The sequence below is a fragment of the Nocardiopsis yanglingensis genome (assembly GCF_045809185.1).
Classification (GTDB): Bacteria; Pseudomonadota; Gammaproteobacteria; order Xanthomonadales; family Xanthomonadaceae; genus Stenotrophomonas; species Stenotrophomonas yanglingensis.
In genome coordinates, this window is sequence record NZ_JBJNRH010000004.1 from 101759 (window position 1) to 123179 (window position 21421).

The following is a 21421-nucleotide window of genomic DNA, read 5'->3' on the forward strand; positions in this document are numbered from 1 at the left end:
GGGGGCGGCGCGGGGGGGGGCGGCCTCCCCGCCCCCCGGGGGTGCCGGCCCCCCCCCGCCCCCCCCCCGGCTCTACCGGTTTGCCGGGCATTACATGTCGAACCGCACGCTCACAGCGAACGTGCGCGGCAGGCCGGCGCCGGCGTTGGACCAGTACTTCCGGTTGGCCAGGTTCTCGACGCTGGCACGCAGGGTCACCGGATGGCCGGACGCCAGCAGGCGATAGCCGATGCCTGCGTTGACCAGCGTGTAGTCAGGCAGCTTCAGGGTGTTGTCGGCGTCATACCAGACATCGCCGTAGTAGCGCACGGCGGCGTAGGTCTCCAGTCCATCCACCCATGGCAGCTGGTAGGTGGCATGCAGTACCCCGCTCCAGCGCGCAGCACCGGCGGTACGGTTACCTTCCTGTGCGGCGCTGCCCGGGGACAGCTTGTCGTAGGTCGGGTCCAGCCAGGTGACGCCGCCACCGATGCTCAGTGCATCGTTGAGGTGCAGGTCGGCACTGGCTTCGATGCCTTCGTACAGCGTGATGCCGTCCTGTACCAGACGCTTGCCGGCAGGTGTGAGTTCATCAATGTTGGCGCCACGCTCCAGCCGGAACGCCGCCAGGTTGGCATTCCAGCGTGCTGCCTCGACCTTCGCGCCGATCTCGTACTGCTTGCTGATGGTCGGGTCGAGAACGTCGCCGGCGTTGATATAGCTGTTGCCTACGCGGCTGCCTGCTTCCAGCGATTCGATGTAGCTGGCATACAGCGTGACCGCCTCGCTGGGCTTGAACATCACCGCGTAGGTCGGTGTGACCGGGTAGGTGTGGTATCGCCCCTTGGTTTCGAAGTCGTTGTAGCGCCAACCCGCCAGTACCGACCAGCCGCTGCCGAGATCGACGGTATCGCTTGCGAACACCGCCTGCTGCACGGTCTCATCGCCGCGGGTCACTACCCGCGAACCGACGGCGTCATGGCGGATGGCGTGGCGCTGGTACAGGTTGGCGCGGCCGATCAGGTTCCATTCGTAGGGGCGGTCCCAGCCCAGCCCGGTCTGGTGACTGATGCCCGCCACCACCCGATGTTGCAGGGGGCCAGTGCGGAAGCTGCCCTGCAGCATCGCCTGCGCCAGCTTCCACTCGCTCTTGCCACCCAGTTCGTAGACGTTGACGTCGTAGTCGCCGTTGAGATCGTCGATGTAAGCGAAGATCTTGTTGACGTCATTCCACGAGGTGGTGACGCCGTAACTCAGGCTGGCTTTCCAGTCGCTGTTGATCTGCCAGTTCAAGCCGGTCGACAGCAGGCTGGAGCGTGTGTCGTAGTAGGTGCCGGGCACGCTGTTGTCGGTATCCCCGGCGATCGGCCGCGGCAACGAGGTCAGGCCACGGAAGTAGTACTGCGGCGATTCTTCGCGCAGGTCGCGTGACTGGAACACACCGTCGAAGATCCAGGTCAGTACATCGCTCAGGCGCGCATCCAGCGACAGTGCGCCAACCTTGCGATCGACGTGCCCACCATTGAAGGTCTCGCCCTTTTCCTGGAAGGCATTGAAGCGGTAGCCGAACATCTGCTCGTTGCCGAAGCGGCCGCCAACGTCGATGCCGCCGCTGACGATGCCCTGTTCGCGCCAGCCCAGCTGGGCGGAGAAAGTGGGCGTGTCCGTCGGCTTCTTGGTGATGTAGTTGACGATGCCGCCGGGGGTGCCGAAGCCATACAGGAATCCGCCCGGGCCTTTCAGCAGATCGACCTGTTCCATCACTTCCAGCGGCCATTCGGTACCCCAGGAAGAGACCTGCAGGCCATTGACCCGGTAGCTGTCGTAGTTCAGCTCCAGACCGCGGTTGCGGATGGGCGAGCTCCAGCCACTGGCATAGGCGCTGACCTGGGTGCTGACCGAGGGGTCGAGCAGGAAGGCTTCGCCCAGCGAGACCACCTGGCGCTGCTCGATCTGCTCGCGGCCAACAGCGGTGATCGCGAATGGAGTGTCGCGCAGGGCGCGGTCGCCCAGTGCGCCGGCGTCGGTATGGGTGCGTTCGGCGGTGACCTTCACCGCATCCAGATCGGTGGCGTTACGGCTGACGGCCGGCGCTTCGGCATGGGCAGCGCAGGCGGCGGACAGGGCGACGGCCAGCAGGGCCAGGCGGGGGAGACGGGAAGGCTGCATTGATGGTGGTCCTCGACGGACGGCCACAGGCCATCCGCCCACGGGTGGGGGAAGGGGCGGTGGCTGGGATCACGCAGGCTGGCCGGAGATGGCAGCGGGGCGCCGCGAAGGGGCGCAGGACCATGGCTGGATGAGAATTGTTCTCTTTTCGTTACGGCGCGTCAAACCCGGAGGCGTGCGGACCAACGGCCCGCACCCACCATCCGCTCCCACGGTAGTGCCGGCCGCTGGCCGGCAGATTGGCTGTACGGAGGCAGCCGGCCAGCGGCCGGCTCTACCAGTAGATCCACGCCATGCGTGGATACGCGTTCCTACGCCCGCTGCGCGCGCTTGAGCAGCTTCGCTTCGCGCTTGCGTGCGCGACGTGCCCGCCAGCGCTCGGCCAGGCAGGAGAAGATCACGTACAGCGCCGGTGTGCTGAGCAGGGTCAGGCTCTGCGAGAACAGCAGGCCGCCGATCATCGCGATGCCCAGCGGGCGGCGCAGCTCCGACCCTTCACCCAGGCCGATCGCCAGCGGCACGGCCGCCAGGATCGCCACCATGGTGGTCATCATGATCGGGCGGAAGCGCACGATGCTGGCCTCGCGTGCCGCTTCGCGCGGTGCCAGCCCGTGTTCGCGCTGCGCCACCAGCGCGAAGTCGATCATCATGATCGCGTTCTTCTTGACGATGCCGATCAACAGCACCAGCGCGATCATCGAGATCACCGACAGCTCGGTGTTGGTGCCGAACAAGGCCAGCAGCGCGCCCACACCTGCTGCCGGCAGTGTGGACAGGATGGTGACCGGATGGATCAGGCTCTCGTACAGCATGCCCAGCACCAGGTACACGGTCAGGATCGCTGCCAGCACCAGGATCAGCATGTCGCTGGGATCGGAGTTGAACCCGAAACCCGCATCATCGGCCAGGCGGATGTCGCCCGGCATGCGCATGCCGGCCACCGTCGCGTCGATGATTGCCTTGGCCTCACCCATGCTCACGTTCGGAGCAAGGTTGTAGCTGAGGTCCATCGTCGTGTACTGGTTTTCGTGGGTGATCTGAGACGGTGCCAGCCCCGGGACCTGGGTGGCCACCGCGGTGATCGGCACCATGTCGCCGTTGCGCGCACGCACGTACACCTCATCCAGCGCCGCCGGTGTGGCGGTCTGCGAGGGCAGGGCGTTCACCACCACGCTGTACTGGTTGATGTCGGAGTAGATGGTGGAGATCTGGCGCTGGCCGAATGCACCGTACAGCGCGCCGTCGATGGCGCCCACGGTGATGCCCAGGCGCGCGGCCTTGGCACGGTCGATCTGGATGTTCTGGCGCAGGCCGGCATTGTCCACGTCGGTGCCGACGTCGCGCAGCTTCGGGTTCTTCTTCAGTTCCGCCTGCAGCTTGGGCAGCCATTCCTGCAGTGCGGCCAGGTCGTTGCCCTGCAGCGAAATGCGGTACTGCGCGCCCTGGCTGGAACCGCCGCCATCGTTGCTGGGCAGGTCCTGGATCGCGCGCAGGCGCAGCTGCAGGTCGGGGTAGCGGTCGGCCTTGGCACTGAGGCGAGCCAACGCATGCGCGGTGGTTTCGCGGCGGCCGTCGCTGCGCGACTTCAGCTCGATGTTGAACTGTGCGCTGGAGCCCTGGCGGCCGCTGCCCAGGCGCACGCCCACGGTCTTCACCGCCGGGTCGGCCATCAGCATGTCGGTGATGCGGCGCTGGCGGACGACCATGTCCTCGAAGGACACCGTAGCACTGGAGTTGGCGCGGCCCCAGATCAGGCCGGTGTCCTGCGGCGGGAACGCACCCTTCTTCACCGCCCCGAACAGGAACACGGTGACGCCGATCAGGATCAACGGGGTCAGCGACATCAGCAGCGCGTGGCGCAGCGAGAAGTCCAGGAACACGGTGTAGATGCGCAGCATGCGCTCGTGGCCGGCGTCCAGCCAGCGGCCGAAGCGCGACGGCGGCGCGCTGTGGTCATGCGCGCTGAGGAAGCGGCTGCACAGCGCCGGGGTCAGCGTCAGCGAGACGATCATCGAGACCACGATGGCCGCGACCAGGGTGACGGTGAACTCGCGGAAGAATGCGCCCATCATGCCGCTGGCGAACAGCAGCGGGATGAACACCGCCACCAGCGAGGCGGTGATCGAGACGATGGTGAAGCCGATCTCGCGGGCGCCGGTCAGCGCCGCCTGCATGCGCGGCATGCCCTCGTCGAGGTGACGCATGATGTTCTCGATCACCACGATCGCATCGTCGACCACGAAGCCGATCGCGATCACCAGCGCCAGCAGGCTCAGGTTGTTCAGGGTGAAGCCCATCACGTACATCACCAGCGCGGCACCGGCCAGCGACAGCGGCACGGTCACCGCAGCGATCAGCGTCGGTGCCAGCCGGCGCAGGAACAGCGCCATGGTCAGCACCACCATCGCCAGGCTGATCAGCAGGGTGATCTGCACTTCATGCAGCGACGAACGGATGGTCGGCGTACGGTCGAAGTACGGCGTCATCGTGGTGCCCGGCTGCAGGTAGTCACGCAGGGTCGGGATCTGCGCCTTGACCCGGTCCACGGTCTCCACGATGTTGGCGCCGGCGCGGGTGAACACGTACATCACCACCGCCGGTTTGTGGTCGAACCACGCCGCCTGGTAGGCGTCCTGCTGGCCGTCGTAGACATTGGCGATGTCCTTCAGGCGGATCACCCGGCCATCGCCCTGGGTCTTGACCACCAGGTCGGCGAAGTCGGCGGCACGCGCCACCGAGTCGTTGGCGATGATCGCAGTGGTGGTGTTGCCATCGCTGAGGAAGCCGGTGGGCGAGGTCACGTTGGCAGCGCGCACGGCGTTGCGCAGGTCATCGGCGGTCAGGCCCAGCGCGTTCATCAGGCGCAGGTTGACGTCCACGCGCACCGCTGGCGTCGACGCACCGGCGATATCGACCGAGGCGACGCCGCTGATCTGGCGGATGCGCTGCGCCAGCAGCGAATCGGCGACGTTGTACAGCTCGTCGGCCGACTGCGTCTGCGAGGTCAACGCGATGGCGATCACCGGGTCGTCGTTCGGGTTCGCCTTCTGGTACATCGGCGAGCCCATGCCCGAGGGCAGGTCGGCCTGTGCCGAGTTGATCGCGGTCTGTACGTCCAGTGCCGCCGAATCGATGTTGTGGCCGCTCTGGAAGATCATGAACACCAGCGAGCTGCCTTCCGAGCTCGACGAGCGCATGCGGTCGATGCCCGGCAGCTGGCCGAGATGGCGTTCCAGCGGCGCGGTGACCGTGGATGCCATGGTCGCTGCGTCCGCGCCGGACTGGCTGGCGTGCACGAAGATCACCGGGATCTCGATGTTCGGCAGTGCCGACACGCCCAGCCGCAGGTAGCAGATCAGGCCGACCATGAACAGGCCGATGGCCAGCAGCGCGGTGCCGATCGGGCGGCGGATGAAGGGGCCGGACAGGTTCATCGTGCGGCCCCCCGCAGCAGCGGGGCGTGGATCATGCCTGCGGCTCCTGCAGCGAACCGTCGCGCAGTGCGCGCTGTTCGCGGCGACGGGCAAGCCACTCGGAGAAGCGCTCCATGTACAGGTAGATCACCGGCGTGGTGTACAGCGTCACCAGCTGCGACAGCAGCAGGCCGCCGACGATGGCGATGCCCAGCGGGCGGCGCAGTTCCGAGCCGATGCCGGTACCCAGTGCCAGCGGCAGCGCGCCGAGCATGGCCGCGGCGGTGGTCATCATGATCGGGCGGAAACGCAGCAGGCAGGCGCGGCGGATCGCTTCATGCGCGTTGGCACCGGCGCGGCGCGCTTCGATCGCGAAGTCGACCATCATGATGCCGTTCTTCTTGACGATGCCGATCAGCAGCACGATGCCGACGATGCCGTCCACCGACAGGCTCAGCCCGCACAGCATCAGCGCCAGCAGCGCGCCGACACCGGCCGGCGGCAGCGTGGAGATGATCGTGATCGGGTGGATGTAGCTCTCGTAGAGCACGCCCAGCACGATGTAGATCACCACCAGCGAGGCCAGCAGCAGCCACACCACATCGGTCTGGCTGCCGGTGAACTCGGCGGCCTTGCCGATGAACTCGGCGTGCAGGTGGGTGGGCATGTCCAGGCTGTCCTTGGTCTCCTGGATCGCACGCACGGCTTCGGACAGCGAATAGCCCGGCGCCACGTTGAACGAGACCGTCACCGCCGGCAGCTGCTGCTGATGGCTGACCAGCAGCGGCGCACTGCTGACCTTGCCTTCGGCCAGCGCCGACAGCGGGATGATGTTGCCGGCGCCAACGGTGATGCCGGTGTTCTGCGCACCGATGCCGGTAGCGGTCGACGAGTTCGACGAGGTGACCTGGCCGAAGCTGGTGGCATTGGTGCCGGTCAGTGCGCCTGCACCGTTGGACGCCACCGCCAGCTGTTCCATCAGCGCTGTGCTGGTGCGGAACTCCGGTGCCACTTCCAGCACCACGCGGTACTGGTTGAGCTCGGTGAAGATGGTGGAGATCTGGCGCTGGCCGAACGCATCGTAGAGTGTGTCGTCGATGGTCTGCATCGGCACGCCCAGCACGCTGGCCTTGTCGCGGTCGATGTTCAGCTCAAGCGCACGGCCCTGGTTGGACAGGTTGTTGTCCACGTCGGCCAGTTCCGGGCGCTTGCGCAGCGCTTCGGTCAGGCGCGTGGCCTGGGTCGCCACCGTTGCCGAATCCACGTCCGACAGCGAGTACTGGTACTCGGTGGCGGCCACGCGGGTATCCAGGGTCACGTCCTGCACCGGCTTCAGGTACAGCGCCACGCCCGGAATGCCGGCCACCGCCTTCTGCAGGCGCGGCAGGATCTCGTCCAGGCCATCGCGTTGGCTGCGCTCCTTCAGCACGATCGACAGCTGGCCCTGGTTGAGCGTGGGGTTCATGCTGCCGGCACCGATGAAGGCCGACACGCCGGTCACATCCGGATCGTGCCGCAGTGCCTCGGCCACCTGCTTGGTGCGCTGCTCCATCTGCGGGAAGGCGATGTTCTGATCGGCCTGCACCACGCCGGTGATCAGGCCGGTGTCCTGTTCGGGCAGCAGGCCCTTGGGAATCAGCACGTACAGCAGCACGGTCAGCACCAGTGCGGCGCCGGCCACGGCCAAGGTCAGGCGCTGGTGGCCCAGCACCCAGTCCAGGCTGTGCTCGTACAGGCCCACGGTGCGCGTCCACAGGTTCTGCTTGCCGGCCGCCGCTGCGCGCTCATGCGCGTCCTCGCCCTCGGGCAGGGCGTCGGGCTTGAGCAGGTAGGCGCACATCATCGGGGTCAGCGTCAGCGAGATCAGCATCGACAGCACGACCGCGATGCTCAGCACCCAGGCGAACTCATGGAACAGGCGGCCGGTGACGCCGGGCATCAGCAACAGCGGCAGGAACACCGCCACCAGCGACACGGTCAGCGACAGCACGGTGAAGCCGATCTGGCGTGCACCGATCTCAGCCGCTTCCTTGCCACTCTTGCCCTGCTCGATGTAACGCACGATGTTCTCGATCATCACGATCGCATCGTCGACCACGAAGCCGGTGGCCACCACCAGTGCCATCAGCGACAGGTTGTCCAGCGACATACCGGCGAAGGCCATCACCGCGAAGGTGCCCGCCAGTGACAAAGGCACCGCCACCGACGGGATGATCGTGGCCCACAATCGGCGCAGGAACACGAAGATCACCGCCACCACCAGGCCGATGGTCAGGATCAGGGTGAACTGCACTTCATGCACCGAGGCGCGGATGGTCTCGGTGCGGTCGTTGAAGATTTCCAGGTGCACGTCGGCCGGCAGCACGCCCTGCAGCTGCGGCAGGATCGCGCGGATGCGCTCGACGGTCTGCACGATGTTGGCACCGGGCTGGCGGCGCACTTCCAGCAGTACCGCCGGCTTGCCATCGGCCCAGGCGGCCAGCTGGTCGTTCTCCACGCCATCGATCACCTCGGCCACGTCCGACAATCGCACCGGGCGGCCGTTCTTGTAGCTGATGATGGTGTCGCGGTACTCGGCGGCGCTGGCCAGCTGGTCGTTGGTGCCGATGCTGTAGGACTGCGTCTTGCCGTTCAACGAGCCCTTGGGCGCATTGACGTTGGCCTGGGTCAGCGCGCTGCGCAGCTGCTCCAGGGTCAGGCCCATGTTCGACAGCTGCGCCGGATTGACCTGGATGCGCACGGCCGGGCGCACGTTGCCGGCAATCGAAACCAGGCCGACGCCCTGCACCTGCGACAGGCGCTGGGCCAGGATCGAGTCGGCGTAGTTGTTGACGTCGCGCAGCGGGCGCGTGTCAGAGGTCAGTTTCAGGGTGACGATGGCTGCGTCGGCCGGGTTCACCCGGTTGTAGACCGGCTGGTAGGGCAGCGACGAGGGCAGGGTGGCCTGGCGGATCGCCGCCTGCACGTCCTGTGCGGCGATGTCGATGTCGCGGTCCATCGAGAACTGCAGGATGATCGTGGACAACCCGGCCGACGAGTCGGAGGTCATCAGTTCCAGCCCGGAGATCTGCCCGAACTGCCGCTCCAGTGGCGTGGTGACCAGCGACGCCATGGTGGTGGCGTTGGCACCCGGGTACTGGGTGGTGACCACCAGGCTGGGCGCATCGATTTCCGGCAACGCCGACACCGGCAGCTTGCGGTAGCCGAGGATGCCGAGCAGTAACAGGCCCGCCATCAACAGCGAGGTGGCGATCGGGCGGCGGATGAAGATCGTCGAAAAGCCCACGGACTGATCCTTGCTGGCACTTCAATGTCGGCGCCGGCAGGTGTGCCGGCGCGAGGGAGAGCTGTGGCCTGCGCTCAGCGCGGGCCACCACCGCGACGGCCACTGCCGCCACCGTTCTTCTGCTCGGCCGCCTTCAGTTCGGCCTCGGTCGGCGCGGCCGGGGTCTCGCCCGGCTTCAGCGCGTTGACCTTGCTGCCCGGTTTCAGGCGGAACTGGCCTTCACTGACAACCCGCTCGCCGCCCTTCAGGCCTTCGGCGATCTGCACCTGGCTGTCGCCCACTTCCACGCCGCTGCGCACGGTCTGCATCTTCACCGTGTTGTCGCCCTGCACGACGTAGACGTACTCGCCATCCGGGCCACGCAGCACGGCCTGGGTCGGGATGACCACGCCACCGGCGATCGTGCGCAGCTGCATGCGCACGTTGACGAACTGGCCCGGCCACAGGCCGTTGTCGGTGTTGTCGAAGATCGCGCGTGCCTTGAACGTGCCGCTGTCGGCACTGATCAGGTTGTCGACCACATCGAGCTTGCCATCACCTGACAGCACGTGCGAATCGGCGCGGTCCAGCGCGGCCACCGGCACCGTGCCGGCGGCCTGCGCCTGGCGCACGTCGCCGAGCTGGCGCTCGGGCAGGTTGAACAGCACATGGATCGGGTGGATCTGGGTCAGCGTGACCAGTGCGGCGCCGGCGTTGACCACGTTGCCGGCGTCGACCGCGCGGATGCCGGCGATGCCGGAGATCGGTGCGGTTACCTTGGTGTACTGCAGCTGCACCTGTGCAGAGCGCATGCTGGCCTCGTTCGCCGCGACTGCGCTTTCGTACTGTGCCACTTGGTTTCGCTGTGTATCCAGATCGGTCTTGGCGACGTACTGGCGATACTCCGGCGCGTTCGAGCGCTGGAAGTTGGAGCGCGCAGTGGCCAGGAGGGCTTCGTTCTGGCGCTTGGCCGCGGCGGCCTGGTCGTAACTCGCCTGGGCGGTGCGCGGGTCGATCACCGCCAGCACATCCCCCTGCTTCACTTCCTGGCCTTCACGGAAATTCAGGCTCATCAGCTGGCCGCCGACCTGCGGGCTGACCGTAACGGTGTTCATCGCGGTCACCGTGCCCAGTGCGCTGGCATACACCGGCACGTCCTGGCGCGTAGCGTCGACCACGGTGACCGGTACCGGGCCGGCATCCGGATCTTCGCCGCCCTGGCGCGCGCCCGCAGCGGGTTTTCCAGCCTTGTCCTTGCCTCCGCCGACGACGCGCAGGCCAACCACGGCCAGCACCAGTACCGCCACGACCAGCAGCACGATCTTCCAAACACGTGACATTACGAGGACTCCAAGTGGGCTGGACCGGGCGGTGCCCGGGTTGGCAATGCGCAAAGCATACCTGTGCCACATCACGTTTCCTGCATGACGGATGGGACGGGCGCTAAGACCGGATCCGGCCGCGGAGGTTCCCGTGGCGGCGGCGTTGCCCTACATTCAGCTGGAACCCCCTGCCGTGGAGATCGCGATGCGCCGTTCGCTGTTGCTGTCCGCCCTGCTGCTGGCCCTGCCGGCCCTTGCCCATGCCCAGGACGGGCAACGCCCCGAAGTGACCGCTGCCGCCCAGCGCCTGCATGCCAAGGTGGTCGAATGGCGCCGTGACTTCCATCAGCACCCGGAGCTGTCCAACCGCGAGGTGCGAACCTCGGCCGAGGTCGCCAAGCGCCTGCGTGCGATGGGCCTGAAGCCGAAAACCGGCATCGCCCATCACGGCGTGGTGGCGATCATCGAAGGCGGCAAGCCCGGCCCGAAGATCGCGCTGCGCGCGGACATGGACGCGCTGCCGGTGACCGAGCAGACCGGCCTGCCGTTCGCCTCCAGGGCCACCGACCAGTATCGCGGGCAGACTGTGGGCGTGATGCATGCCTGTGGTCACGACGCGCACACTGCCACCCTGCTGGGCGTGGCCGAAGCGCTGGTGTCGATGAAGAAGGACCTGCCGGGCCAGGTGATGCTGATCTTCCAGCCGGCCGAGGAAGGCGCGCCGCCGCCGGAAGAGGGTGGTGCCGCGCTGATGCTGAAGGAAGGGCTGTTCGCCGACTTCAAGCCGGAGGCCGTGTTCGGCCTGCATGTGTTCTCCAGCGTGCAGGCCGGTCAGATCGCGGTGCGGGGCGGTCCGCTGATGGCGGCTTCGGACCGCTTCGGGATCAAGGTGATCGGTCGCCAGACGCACGGTTCGGCGCCCTGGAATGGTGTCGATCCGATCGTTGCCACCGCCGATCTGGTCGGCACCGCGCAGACCATCGTCAGCCGCCGCGCCAACCTGTCCAAGCAGCCGGCGGTGCTGACCTTCGGCGCGATCAACGGCGGCATCCGCTACAACATCATTCCGGATGAAGTGGAGATGGTCGGCACCATCCGCACCTTCGACGAAGGCATGCGCCAGCAGATCTTCGCCGACCTGCGCAACGTGGCCGAGCACACCGCCGCCGCGCACGGTGCCAAGGCGGTGACGGACATCTACGAGTCGGAGGGCAATCCGGCCACGGTGAACGACCCGGCACTGACCGCGAAGATGCTGCCGAGCCTGCAGGCGGTGGTGGGCAAGGACAACGTGTACGAGCCGCCGCTGCAGATGGGCGCAGAGGATTTCTCGCTGTACGCGAAGGAGGTGCCGGGCATGTTCTTCTTCGTCGGCTCCACCAGCGTGGGGATCGACCCGGCGACAGCACCGGCCAATCATTCGCCGAAGTTCCTGCTGGATGAGAAGGCGCTGGACGTGGGACTGCGCGCGCTGCTGCAGGTGAGCCTGGATTACTTGAACGGTGCCGGCACTCCTGCTGGCTGAGGGTTTCCGGCAGGGCTGCGCCCTGCACCCGCTGAGGCCAAGGCAACAGCCGGAGCAACGGCAGAAGCCGGCTATCTGTGGGTTGGCGGGGCGGGTCCGGTGGCAGGGGACGGCGCAAGTACGTCCCTGTAGCCTCGGTCGCCGCTTGCTCATGTGCGCAGTCCTGCGCACACGGCAAGACCGGGGTTGGGCGTCCTGCCCAACCCGCCCGAGGCATGCCTCGGGCCCATGCGGCTCACGCCCCTGCCACCGGACCCACCCCGCCTTCGACGGTTTCCCGCGAACTGTCGGAACGACATTCTGCTTCTGGTGGGTGTCGACCTTGGTCGACACGGCGGACGTCATGAATGTCTGAAGCATCTGCTTTTGATTTTGATTTTCCTGATCTTTCCCGTGGTGGCGGCCGCGCGTGGGGAACTGTCAGGGGCCGGGTGGGTAGGCGGGGCGGGGGTGTCCGCGGCATGGATGCCGCGGCCAAGCCCCCAAGGACGGGTTTACGGCGTCCCCCGACCCGCCTACCCACCCGGCCAAGCCGATAACCGCCTTCCACGACCAACCAACAAAACCACCACGGAGGGGCTCCGCCGTTGGCCGGCCCGGCCGAAGGCCCGCCGTCCGCGCGATACAATGACCCCCATGAACACCCCACAGGATTCCAGCCTCGGTCGCGAGGTCAGTTACCCGTCGCAGTACGATCCCGGCCTGCTGTTTCCCATCCCGCGCATCGGCGCCCGCGCCGAGATCGGCCTCGATGACGCCGCGCTGCCGTTCGTCGGCCACGACCGCTGGCACGCCTTCGAGTTGAGCTGGCTCGACCCGCGCGGCAAGCCGCAGGTCGCCGTGGCCACCGTGCAGGTGCCGTGCACCTCGCCGCGGCTGATCGAGTCGAAGTCATTCAAGCTGTACCTCAACTCCCTCAACAGCACCCGCGTCGACAGCGCCCAGGCACTGCGCGAGCGTCTGGTGGCTGACCTGTCAGCCTGCGCCGGTGCGCCGGTCCAGGTCGAGTTCGGCCTGCCGGGCCTGCGCGAGACGCCGCTCGGTGAATCCATCGACGGGCTGGACGTGGAGATCGACTGCTACGGCCCGCCACAGGCGGACTTCCTCGCAGCCGATGCGGGCGAGGTGGTGGAGGAGACCCTGGTCTCGGCGCTGCTGAAGTCCAACTGCCCGGTCACCGGCCAGCCGGACTGGGCAACGGTCAGCCTGCGTTACCGTGGGCCGAAGATCGACCGCGCGGGCCTGCTGCGCTACCTGGTCAGCTACCGCGAGCACGCCGAGTTCCACGAGCAGTGCGTTGAACGGATCTTCAGCGAGGTGTCCGCCCGCTGCCAGCCGCAGTGGCTGGAAGTGGAGGCCCGCTACACCCGCCGTGGTGGCCTGGATATCAATCCCTGGCGTGCCAGCCCCGGCATCGCTGCCCCGGCCGCGACCTACCGCGAACTGCGGCAGTAACCGCCGCAGGCGGTTACGGGTAGCGCCGGGCCATGCCCGGTGAGCGCCGGCCAGCGGCCGGCACTACCATGGTTCGCAGGCGGTTACGGGTAGTGCCGGCCGCTGGCCGGCAATCGGCCAAGGCCGGATCCCCCTGGCACAGCCGGCCAGCGGCCGGCACTACCGGGCACCGTCTCTCCCGATTGTTCAGCCGCCCCCGGGGGCGGCTTCACATCTGCACCATCCCCATTTAACAACCTCCATGGCACCGTGCGAACCACGTAGTCATGCAGACGGGAGTTGTGGATGAGTACCGAGAAGAAAGCCGATTTCTCCGGTGTCAGTGGCAGTGTCGACAGTACCGCCGAGCAGGTGCCGAAGGCGGACTTCTCCGGCGTCAGCGCCTCGGTGGACAGCACCGCAGACGTTGTCAGCGGCGGCACCTATACCGTGCAGAAGGGTGACTCGCTGTCGAAGATCGCCAAGCAGCATCTGGGCGACGCCAATGCCTGGAAGAAGATCTTCGAAGCCAATCGCGATGTGCTTGATGACCCGGACAAGATTTTCCCGGGCCAGACCCTGAAGCTGCCGCCGAAGTAAGCCGGCCATCGAACGCCGTCCGACAATCCCTGGGAGGAACCCCGAATGATCAAGACCACCCCGCTCCAGACCGCCCTGATCGCCGCCCTGCTGGGCAGCGTTGCCTTGGTAGGTTGCAAGAAGAAAGAAGAGTCGACCGATAGCAACGCCGCTCCGGCAGCGACCGCGCCGGCCGAACCGGCAGCACCTGCACCGATGACCGGCGCACCGCCGCCGATGGCCGAAGCCGCTGCAGTCAGCGTCTCGGCAGTCACCGTCGGCAAGACCGCAGCCGCCGACAAGTCGGTTGCGACGACGGCATTGTTCGCACCGAAGGATGACGTCATCGTCTCGGTCAAGACCGACGGCGCTGCCAACAACGTCACCGTTGGCGCGAAGCTGACCTACCAGGACGGTCAGGTGGCCGGCGAACAGAACGCCACCCTGAACACCAGTGGTGCGGAAACCACCAACGTCACCTTCAAGAATGCAAAGGGCTGGCCGGCCGGCAAGTACCGCGCCGAGGTCACCGTCGATGGCAAGGCGGCTGGAACGCCGCAGGAGTTCGAGGTCAAGTAAGTCCTGCCGACTCTCTCCCGGCAGGGCTCACGATGGACGCAGCCGCGAGGCTGCGTCCTTTTTTATTGGACGGCGGTTGGCGCCCTCCACGCATGGCGTGGATCTACTGACAGCCGGGCCGCGCTTCATCCACGCCATGCATGGATGGATCACAGCGTTGCCGCCGTGCAGTACCGCCGCGTATGGCGCGGCTTTGCCCCGCGCGGCTGAAAACGCGACAATGCAGGGGTTTCCCCGCCGCGCGCCCACCCTGACGGCGACGGGGGAAAGCGTGGGGCCCGGCCCCGCGCGCGACACGGTTGCACGTGGCCCGGCGCTGGCGCCGGCCTTCCCCTGAGCACTGCTACAGAGTCCAAGTCCCCCATGTCCAAGATCCTCTACACGCTGACCGACGAAGCACCGTTCCTGGCCACCCAGTCGCTGCTGCCGATCGTTGGTGCCTACACCGCCACTGCCGGCATCGTGGTGGAAACCCGTGACATCTCGCTGTCCGGCCGCATCCTGTCGCTGTTCCCGGAACTGCTCAGCGACGCGCAGAAGGTCAGCGACGACCTGGCCGAGCTGGGCCAGCTGGCGACCACGCCGGATGCCAACATCATCAAGCTGCCGAACATCTCCGCCTCGGTGCCGCAGCTGAAGGCGGCCATCAAGGAACTGCAGGACCAGGGCTATCCGCTGCCGGATTACCCGGAAACCCCGGCTGACGACCAGCAGCGCGACTACAAGGCGCGCTATGACAAGGTCAAGGGCAGCGCGGTGAACCCGGTGCTGCGCGAAGGCAATTCGGACCGCCGCGCACCGCTGTCGGTGAAGAACTATGCGCGCAAGCATCCGCACCGCATGGGCGCCTGGGCGTCGGATTCGAAGTCGCACGTCGCGCACATGGCCGCCGGTGATTTCTACGGCAGCGAAAAGTCGGCCACCCTGGCCAACGCCGGTTCGCTGAAGATCACCTTCCACGGCAAGGACGGCAGCACCGTCGTGCTGAAGGAAAAGACCGCGGTCAAGGCCGGCGAGATCGTCGACGCCGCCGTCATGAGCCGCAAGGCACTGGCCGCCTTCATCGGCGAGCAGATCGCCGATGCCAAGGCCCAGGGCGTGCTGTTCTCGCTGCACCTGAAGGCGACCATGATGAAGGTCTCCGACCCGATCATGTTCGGCGTGGCGGTCAACGAGTTCTACAAGGACGTGCTGGCCAAGCACGCCGACGTGCTCAAGCAGGCGGGTTTCGATGCCAACAACGGCATCGGTGACCTGGCTGCGCGCCTGTCGTCGCTGCCTGAAGCCACCCGTGCGGCGATCGAAGCCGACCTGGCGGCCGAGTACGCGCAGCGCCCGGGCGTGGCCATGGTCAACTCGGACAAGGGCATCACCAACCTGCACGTGCCGAGCGACGTGATCGTCGACGCCTCGATGCCGGCGATGATCCGTGACTCCGGCAAGATGTGGAACGCCGAAGGCAAGCTGCAGGACACCAAGGCCGTCATTCCGGACCGCTGCTACGCCGGTGTGTACCAGGCCGTCATCGACGACTGCAAGGCGCACGGCGCCTTCGACCCGGCCACCATGGGTTCGGTGCCGAACGTCGGCCTGATGGCGCAGAAGGCCGAAGAGTACGGCTCGCACGACAAGACCTTCCAGATCGCTGCCGATGGCGTGGTCAAGGTCACTGACGATGCCGGCACCGTGGTGTTCGAGCACGCCGTGGAAGCGGGTGATATCTGGCGCATGTGCCAGACCAAGGACGCGCCGATCCAGGACTGGGTGAAGCTGGCCGTCGAACGCGCCCGCCTGAGCAGCACCCCGGCCGTGTTCTGGCTCGATGCCGCCCGCGCCCACGACGCGCAGGTCATCGCCAAGGTCGAGCAGTACCTGAAGGACCACGACACCAACGGCCTGGACATCCGCATCCTGCCGCCGGTGGAAGCCACCGCGTTCTCGCTGGACCGCATCCGCAAGGGCGAGGACACCATCTCGGTGACCGGCAACGTGCTGCGCGATTACCTGACCGACCTGTTCCCGATCATGGAGCTGGGCACCAGCGCCAAGATGCTGTCGATCGTGCCGCTGATGGCCGGTGGCGGCCTGTTCGAGACCGGCGCCGGTGGTTCGGCCCCGAAGCACGTTCAGCAGTTCGTCGAAGAGGACTACCTGCGCTGGGATTCGCTGGGCGAATTCCTGGCCCTGGCCGCGTCGCTGGAACACCTGGGCAACCGCTACGACAACGCCGCCGCCCGCGTGCTGGCCACGGCGCTGGATGAAGCCAACGGCCAGTTCCTGGACAACGACAAGTCGCCGTCGCGCAAGCTGGGTGGCATCGACAACCGCGGCAGCCACTTCTACATCGCGCTGTACTGGGCCCAGGCCCTGGCCGCGCAGAATGAAGATGCTGCACTGAAAGCACGCTTCGCGCCGCTGGCCAAGGCGCTGACCGACAACGAGCAGAAGATCGTTGAAGAACTGATCGCGGTGCAGGGCAAGGCCGTGGACATCGGCGGCTATTACCGCCCGGACGTGACCAAGGCCAGCAAGGCGATGCGCCCGAGCGCGACCTTCAACGCCGCGCTGGAGCAGCTGCGCGGCTGATCCATCGCCGTTCGGTTGTGACACTGGAACCCGCGCTTCGGCGCGGGTTTCTTTTTTGCGGCCGTAGGGGTCGGATCCCTCTGCACCGCAGAGGGCTCTGACCCCAGCCGAAAAGCGTGACATCCGTCGGCTGTCGGAATGCCGTCAAAGGGGCATGAAACTTGCCCGCGATGGCCGTCGCAGAAGTGAAAGAACACCGTCTGCAACTGCCTTCGATCTGAGCAGTCGATCACGACGGCTGCCGCTGGCGATGCCCTAGCCTTGGCGACGCGAGGCCACCGGGGAGGTGGCCGCACGGGGAACACGGATGGCACGCGTGCTGGTAGTGGGAACCGACATCCAGGGCGAGCAGGCCCTGCTGCAGCGGCTGCGCGTCGCATCGTCCCTGCCGGACGGCCAGATCCGCCGCAGCCAGGACCTGGACGATTGCGATCTGCTGGTCATCCGCGATACGCCGGCGCTGCGCAACGCGGCCCAGCGCATGCGCCAGCAGCGTCCACGACTGCAGTGCTGGATCGAGGACCTGGGTGGCCAGCTGCGTGACGGCGATGGGCATCAGGACGTACTTGACGACAGCGCCATCGGCCGCGCATTGCGCGGCATGCAGTTGGCAGTGGAGCCCCTGGCCATGCCCGCACCCGCACCGATCCGCCTGGCCGATGGTGCACACGCCATCACCCGCCTGCTGCGCGAGCGGCTGCCGCTGCGACAGGGCCAGGCACTGTTGAGTGATGCGGGCGAGCCTCTGCTGCTGATGGATCTGGAGCACGACCAGGCCGTGCTGCTGCAGGAACCGGCTGCGGCGCTGGTGGAGCGCCTGGCCGATGCCTTTGAACGCCTGCAGCTGGATGCGCTGACGCAGGCACGCCTGCAGGCGCTGGCTGGTGAGCGGCCACGCCAACCGCTGCGGCCATTGCTGTGGCAGTGGGCACAGCGCAGCCGCCATTGGCAGGCATTGGACGAACGCCTGCGTGGCGCCTCGGTGAAGCTGCTGCGCTGGCCCGACTTCCGCGTGCTGGGCCACGACCACGATGGCTTCCGCCTGTGTTCGTTGCTGCTCAAGCGCGCGTGCACGGTTGACGAGTGCGCGATGCTGCTTGAGTTGCCGGCTGCGGCGGTGCGCGATTTCATCCATGCCGCCTACCTCTGCGGCTACGCGCAATTGCAGAGCGCCCCGGTGGCACCGATGACGGCAGTACGAGGCAGCGGCCCCGGCACCGACAACGGCCTGCTTGCCCGCCTGTGGCGGCACCTGCGCGGGAGCGAGCGCAATGCGTGAGCACAAGGTGGTGGTGCTGGGTGGCATGGGCAGCGGCAAGTCGACCCTGGTGCGCAGCATCGCGGCCGGTGCGGTGATCGACACGGATGTGACCAACAGCGATCGCCTCGGCGCCGACAAGGCTTCCACCACCGTCGCGCTGGACTATGCAGACATCGACCTGCCCAACGGCGAACGCCTGCGTCTCTACGGCACACCTGGCCAGCAGCGCTTCGATTTCCTGTGGCCGATCCTGCTGCAGGGGGCACGAGGTGCGGTGCTGCTGCTGGACGCGCGTCGTGCCGGGTTGGCCAGCGAGCTGGAGGACTACCTGCAGGTGCTGCAGCCGTTCGCATCGTCATTGGCGCTGGTGGTGGCGGTGACCCATCTCGACCAGGCGCCACGCGCCGCGCTGGATGACTGGGCCACGCGCGCCTGCCTCGACGACCAACCACTACCGCTGCTGGCGGTGGACGCCCGCGACCGCGAACAGGGGCTGCTGCTGATGGATGTGTTGATGAGTGAAATGGAAGCGCACGCACTGGTGGCGGCGCATGGCTGACGGGCAGATGGCGGTGCTGCCCGATGCCGGCCAGCGTGAGCGCCTGCAGCCCCTGCTGCAGGACCTGCAGCAGCGGGTCGAAGGCGTGCGCACGGTGGTGCTGGCCAGTGTCGATGGCTTTGCCCTGGTCAGTGCCGGTGCCGAAGGGCGCGGCGAACGGCTGGCAGCGATGACCAGCGCAATGCTGGCGCTGGCCGCAGCGGTGGGGCGCGAACTGGTGCTGGGCGATCTGCAGACACTGATGCTGGAGGCCGCAGGCGGCAAGGTGCTGATGCTGGCGATCCAGGCCGACGGGCGTGCACCGCTGCTGCTGATGGCGGCCTGCGACCAGCGCAGCGTGATCGGCCAGGTGCTGTGGCAGAGCAGGGAATGTGGCCAGGCGATCCTGGCCGAACTCGGCGGATCGTGAGCCCGGCCGCAGGGGAACGAGGGGCTCGAACCAACATCGACAAGGGGTGCGACGTGGCTGGATTGAATGAATCGTTGAACGCACTGATGGGCATCGACGGCGCGCAGGCAGTGGCGCTGGTCGACTACGAAAGCGGCATGCTGCTGGGCGAAGCCGGTGCCGGCATGGACATGGAAGTGGCCGCCGCCGGCAACACCGAAGTGATCCGCGCCAAGATGAAGACCGCCGCGTCGCTGAATCTCAACGACAGCATCGAGGACATCCTGATCTCGCTGGGCAAGGCGTACCACATCATGCGCCCGGTGGCGAAGAAGAAGGGCCTGTTCTTCTACATCGTGCTGGACCGTACCAAGTCCAACCTGGCATTGGCCCGGCGCAAGGTGCAGGACGTGGAGGCCGAACTGGCGATCTGAGCCGGTAGTGCCGGCCGCTGGCCGGCATCTGCATGGATCCACCGGAGGTCCAGGGGCTGCCGGCCAGCGGCCGACACTACCTCTGCGCTCGACGGCATCGCACACGCCGGCGTATGGTGGATGCCCGTCTCCCTGCCGAGCCGTGCATGTCCCAGCCTGACATCGCTGCCGAACTCGCGCCGCGTATCGCCAGCGCCATCCGCGATGGTTTCGAGCAGTACCACGCCCGCTTTGCGGCGATCACCGCGCGGGCGCGACAGCGCTTCGAGCAGTGCGACTGGGCCGGCGCGCGCCAGGATGCGGTTGAGCGCATCGCCCTGTACGACCTGTGCATCGCCGAGCAGATGGATACATTGCGCCGCCTCGCCGGTGACGCGATCGGCGAGCGCGCGCTGTGGTTGCAGGTGCACGCCCGCTACAGCGCGCTGCTGCAGGGGCTGATCGACGCCGAGCTGTACAAGACTTTCTACAACACGCTGTCGCGACGCCTGTTTGCTACCCGCGGCGTGGACCCGGCGCTGGAATTCATTGCTTTCGACGTCGAGCCGTCCGATGCGATCACCCATCCCGTCGCGCGGCATACCTATGCCGTCTCGCCGACGCGGCCGGTGGAGGCCCTGCAACGCGTATTGGCCGACTATCGTTTCGACATTCCGTACGCGCACCAGCTGCGCTGCGCGGCGGCCATCGCCGTGCGCCTGCAGGATGATCTGGTCCACTGGGGTGACACGCCAGTGCGCAGCATCGAGCTGCTCGACACCGTGTTCTACCGCGAACGCCGCGCCTATCTGGTTGGACGTGTATTCGGCGAGCACCGCTTCTCGCCCTGCGTGATCGCGCTGGTGAACGACAGGCACGGCCTGCGTGCCGACGCGGTGCTGACCCGGCGCCGTGATGTCGCTCACCTGTTCGGCGTGTCGCGCAGTTATTTCCAGGCCGACCTGCGCACGGTGGGTGATGCGGTGGTGTTCCTGCGCAGCCTGCTGCCGGGCAAGCCCATCGATGAGATCTACACGGTGCTGGGCCGGGCCAAGCAGGGCAAGACCGAGCGCTATCGCACCTTCTTCCGCCATTTCAACGAGCATCCGCAGGAGCGGCTGGTGCACGCCGAAGGCACGCCGGGCATGGTCATGGCGGTGTTTACCCTGCCCAGCTATCCGCTGGTATTCAAGCTGATCCGCGACCGCTTCGCGTGGCCCAAGGCGATGTCGCGGCAGCAGGTGGAAGAGAAGTACGCGCTGGTGTTCAACCTTGATCGTGTCGGACGCCTGCTTGATGCGCAGCCTTATCGCCACCTGAGCTTCCCGCGCGACCGCTTCGCACCGGCCTTGCTGGCAGAGCTGCTGGAGCAGTGCGCGCAGAGCGTGCGCGTCGATGGCGACCAGGTGGAAGTTTCACTTTGCTACGTGCAGCGCCGCTTCCGTCCATTGAACCTGTACCTGCGCGAGCAGGGAGGCGAAGCCGTGCGCGCGGCGGTGCTCGACTACGCGCAGGCGATCACCGACATGGCGCGCAACAACATCTTCCCAGGCGACATGCTGCCGAAGAACTTCGGCGTCTCGCGGCATGGCCGTGCGGTGTTCTACGACTACGACGAGCTCTGCCTGGTCAGTGACTGCGTGTTCCGTGCCTGGCCGCAGCCACGCACGCCTGAGGAAGCGATGGCGGACGAGCCTTGGTTCCATGTCGGTCCGCGCGATGTGTTTCCGGAGCGCTTCGGCCCGTTCATGGGCCTGCCGGCGAGCGAGTTGGCCGCAGTGCGCGAGCACTACCGGCATCTGTTCGATCCGGGCTGGTGGCAGGGCCTGCAGGAACGCTTCGCCCGTGGTGACTATCCGGATACGCCGCCCTATGCAGGCACGCACCGGCTGGCCTGAACCGGCTGTCATGGTGGCTGGGACTGGGGTACGCTCGCCGTTCATCACCAA

Annotated in this window: 14 protein-coding genes; 10 read left to right on the plus strand and 4 right to left on the minus strand. The window is 66.9% G+C overall.

The genetic code is table 11. From position 1 onward, the window contains the following. Nucleotides 1-90 precede the first annotated feature (90 nt). From ACJ7C5_RS08075 to ACJ7C5_RS08090, 4 genes are all read right to left on the minus strand, one after another. Nucleotides 91-2148, minus strand: a complete 2058-nt coding sequence (locus ACJ7C5_RS08075; protein ID WP_412703590.1) for a TonB-dependent siderophore receptor — start codon at nt 2146-2148, stop codon at nt 91-93. Between the two features lie 311 nt (nt 2149-2459). Then, nucleotides 2460-5582, minus strand: coding sequence for an efflux RND transporter permease subunit (locus ACJ7C5_RS08080; RefSeq protein WP_412703591.1), 3123 nt, complete (start codon nt 5580-5582; stop codon nt 2460-2462). A gap of 31 nt (nt 5583-5613) precedes the next feature. After that, on the minus strand, nt 5614-8847 hold the full coding sequence (locus tag ACJ7C5_RS08085) for an efflux RND transporter permease subunit (RefSeq protein ID WP_412703592.1): 3234 nt from the start codon (nt 8845-8847) through the stop codon (nt 5614-5616). 74 nt (nt 8848-8921) lie between these two features. Further along, entirely contained in the window at nt 8922-10166 is a 1245-nt protein-coding gene (locus ACJ7C5_RS08090) for an efflux RND transporter periplasmic adaptor subunit (RefSeq protein WP_412703593.1), read from the minus strand. Between the two features lie 301 nt (nt 10167-10467). Between ACJ7C5_RS08090 and ACJ7C5_RS08095 the strand changes: the two genes are divergently transcribed. From ACJ7C5_RS08095 to aceK, 10 genes are all read left to right on the plus strand, one after another. Next, the gene (locus ACJ7C5_RS08095; protein ID WP_412703690.1) at nt 10468-11673 is read left to right on the plus strand and encodes a M20 family metallopeptidase; all 1206 of its coding nucleotides are present in this window, start codon (nt 10468-10470) and stop codon (nt 11671-11673) included. Between the two features lie 636 nt (nt 11674-12309). Then, nucleotides 12310-13128: an NADPH-dependent 7-cyano-7-deazaguanine reductase QueF gene (queF, locus tag ACJ7C5_RS08100; protein WP_412703594.1), complete on the plus strand. Its 819-nt coding sequence runs from the start codon at nt 12310-12312 to the stop codon at nt 13126-13128. Between the two features lie 285 nt (nt 13129-13413). Further along, nucleotides 13414-13707 carry a LysM peptidoglycan-binding domain-containing protein gene (locus ACJ7C5_RS08105; RefSeq protein ID WP_005419771.1) on the plus strand — a complete coding sequence of 98 codons (294 nt, stop codon included), beginning with the start codon at nt 13414-13416 and terminating at the stop codon, nt 13705-13707. Nucleotides 13708-13752: 45 nt separating this feature from the next. Continuing rightward, nucleotides 13753-14265, plus strand: coding sequence for a hypothetical protein (locus ACJ7C5_RS08110; protein WP_032130280.1), 513 nt, complete (start codon nt 13753-13755; stop codon nt 14263-14265). Nucleotides 14266-14628: 363 nt separating this feature from the next. Then, entirely contained in the window at nt 14629-16851 is a 2223-nt protein-coding gene (locus ACJ7C5_RS08115) for an NADP-dependent isocitrate dehydrogenase (protein ID WP_412703595.1), read from the plus strand. Between the two features lie 316 nt (nt 16852-17167). Continuing rightward, nucleotides 17168-18130, plus strand: coding sequence for a hypothetical protein (locus ACJ7C5_RS08120; RefSeq protein WP_412703596.1), 963 nt, complete (start codon nt 17168-17170; stop codon nt 18128-18130). Next, a complete protein-coding gene (locus ACJ7C5_RS08125) occupies nt 18123-18671 on the plus strand; it encodes a GTP-binding protein (protein WP_412703597.1) in 549 nt (182 codons plus the stop codon). The genes ACJ7C5_RS08120 and ACJ7C5_RS08125 overlap by 8 nt, the downstream gene beginning before the upstream one ends. Further along, nucleotides 18664-19080 carry a roadblock/LC7 domain-containing protein gene (locus tag ACJ7C5_RS08130; protein ID WP_049446748.1) on the plus strand — a complete coding sequence of 139 codons (417 nt, stop codon included), beginning with the start codon at nt 18664-18666 and terminating at the stop codon, nt 19078-19080. The genes ACJ7C5_RS08125 and ACJ7C5_RS08130 overlap by 8 nt, the downstream gene beginning before the upstream one ends. A 53-nt stretch (nt 19081-19133) precedes the next feature. Further along, a complete protein-coding gene (locus tag ACJ7C5_RS08135; RefSeq protein WP_005419760.1) occupies nt 19134-19493 on the plus strand; it encodes a hypothetical protein in 360 nt (119 codons plus the stop codon). 146 nt (nt 19494-19639) lie between these two features. Next, on the plus strand, nt 19640-21370 hold the full coding sequence (gene aceK / locus ACJ7C5_RS08140; RefSeq protein WP_412703598.1) for a bifunctional isocitrate dehydrogenase kinase/phosphatase: 1731 nt from the start codon (nt 19640-19642) through the stop codon (nt 21368-21370). Nucleotides 21371-21421: the final 51 nt, after the last annotated feature.

Excerpts from the sequence above, each read along its gene's own strand:
- ACJ7C5_RS08110 (WP_032130280.1), top strand. The coding sequence starts at position 13,753 with ATGATCAAGACCACCCCGCTCCAGACCGCCCTGATCGCCGCCCTGCTG.
- ACJ7C5_RS08080 (WP_412703591.1), bottom strand. The coding sequence starts at position 5,582 with ATGAACCTGTCCGGCCCCTTCATCCGCCGCCCGATCGGCACCGCGCTG.
- ACJ7C5_RS08090 (WP_412703593.1), bottom strand. The coding sequence starts at position 10,166 with ATGTCACGTGTTTGGAAGATCGTGCTGCTGGTCGTGGCGGTACTGGTG.
- ACJ7C5_RS08105 (WP_005419771.1), top strand. The coding sequence starts at position 13,414 with ATGAGTACCGAGAAGAAAGCCGATTTCTCCGGTGTCAGTGGCAGTGTC.
- ACJ7C5_RS08115 (WP_412703595.1), top strand. The coding sequence starts at position 14,629 with ATGTCCAAGATCCTCTACACGCTGACCGACGAAGCACCGTTCCTGGCC.
- aceK (WP_412703598.1), top strand. The coding sequence starts at position 19,640 with ATGTCCCAGCCTGACATCGCTGCCGAACTCGCGCCGCGTATCGCCAGC.
- ACJ7C5_RS08130 (WP_049446748.1), top strand. The coding sequence starts at position 18,664 with ATGGCTGACGGGCAGATGGCGGTGCTGCCCGATGCCGGCCAGCGTGAG.
- queF (WP_412703594.1), top strand. The coding sequence starts at position 12,310 with ATGAACACCCCACAGGATTCCAGCCTCGGTCGCGAGGTCAGTTACCCG.
- ACJ7C5_RS08125 (WP_412703597.1), top strand. The coding sequence starts at position 18,123 with ATGCGTGAGCACAAGGTGGTGGTGCTGGGTGGCATGGGCAGCGGCAAG.
- ACJ7C5_RS08075 (WP_412703590.1), bottom strand. The coding sequence starts at position 2,148 with ATGCAGCCTTCCCGTCTCCCCCGCCTGGCCCTGCTGGCCGTCGCCCTG.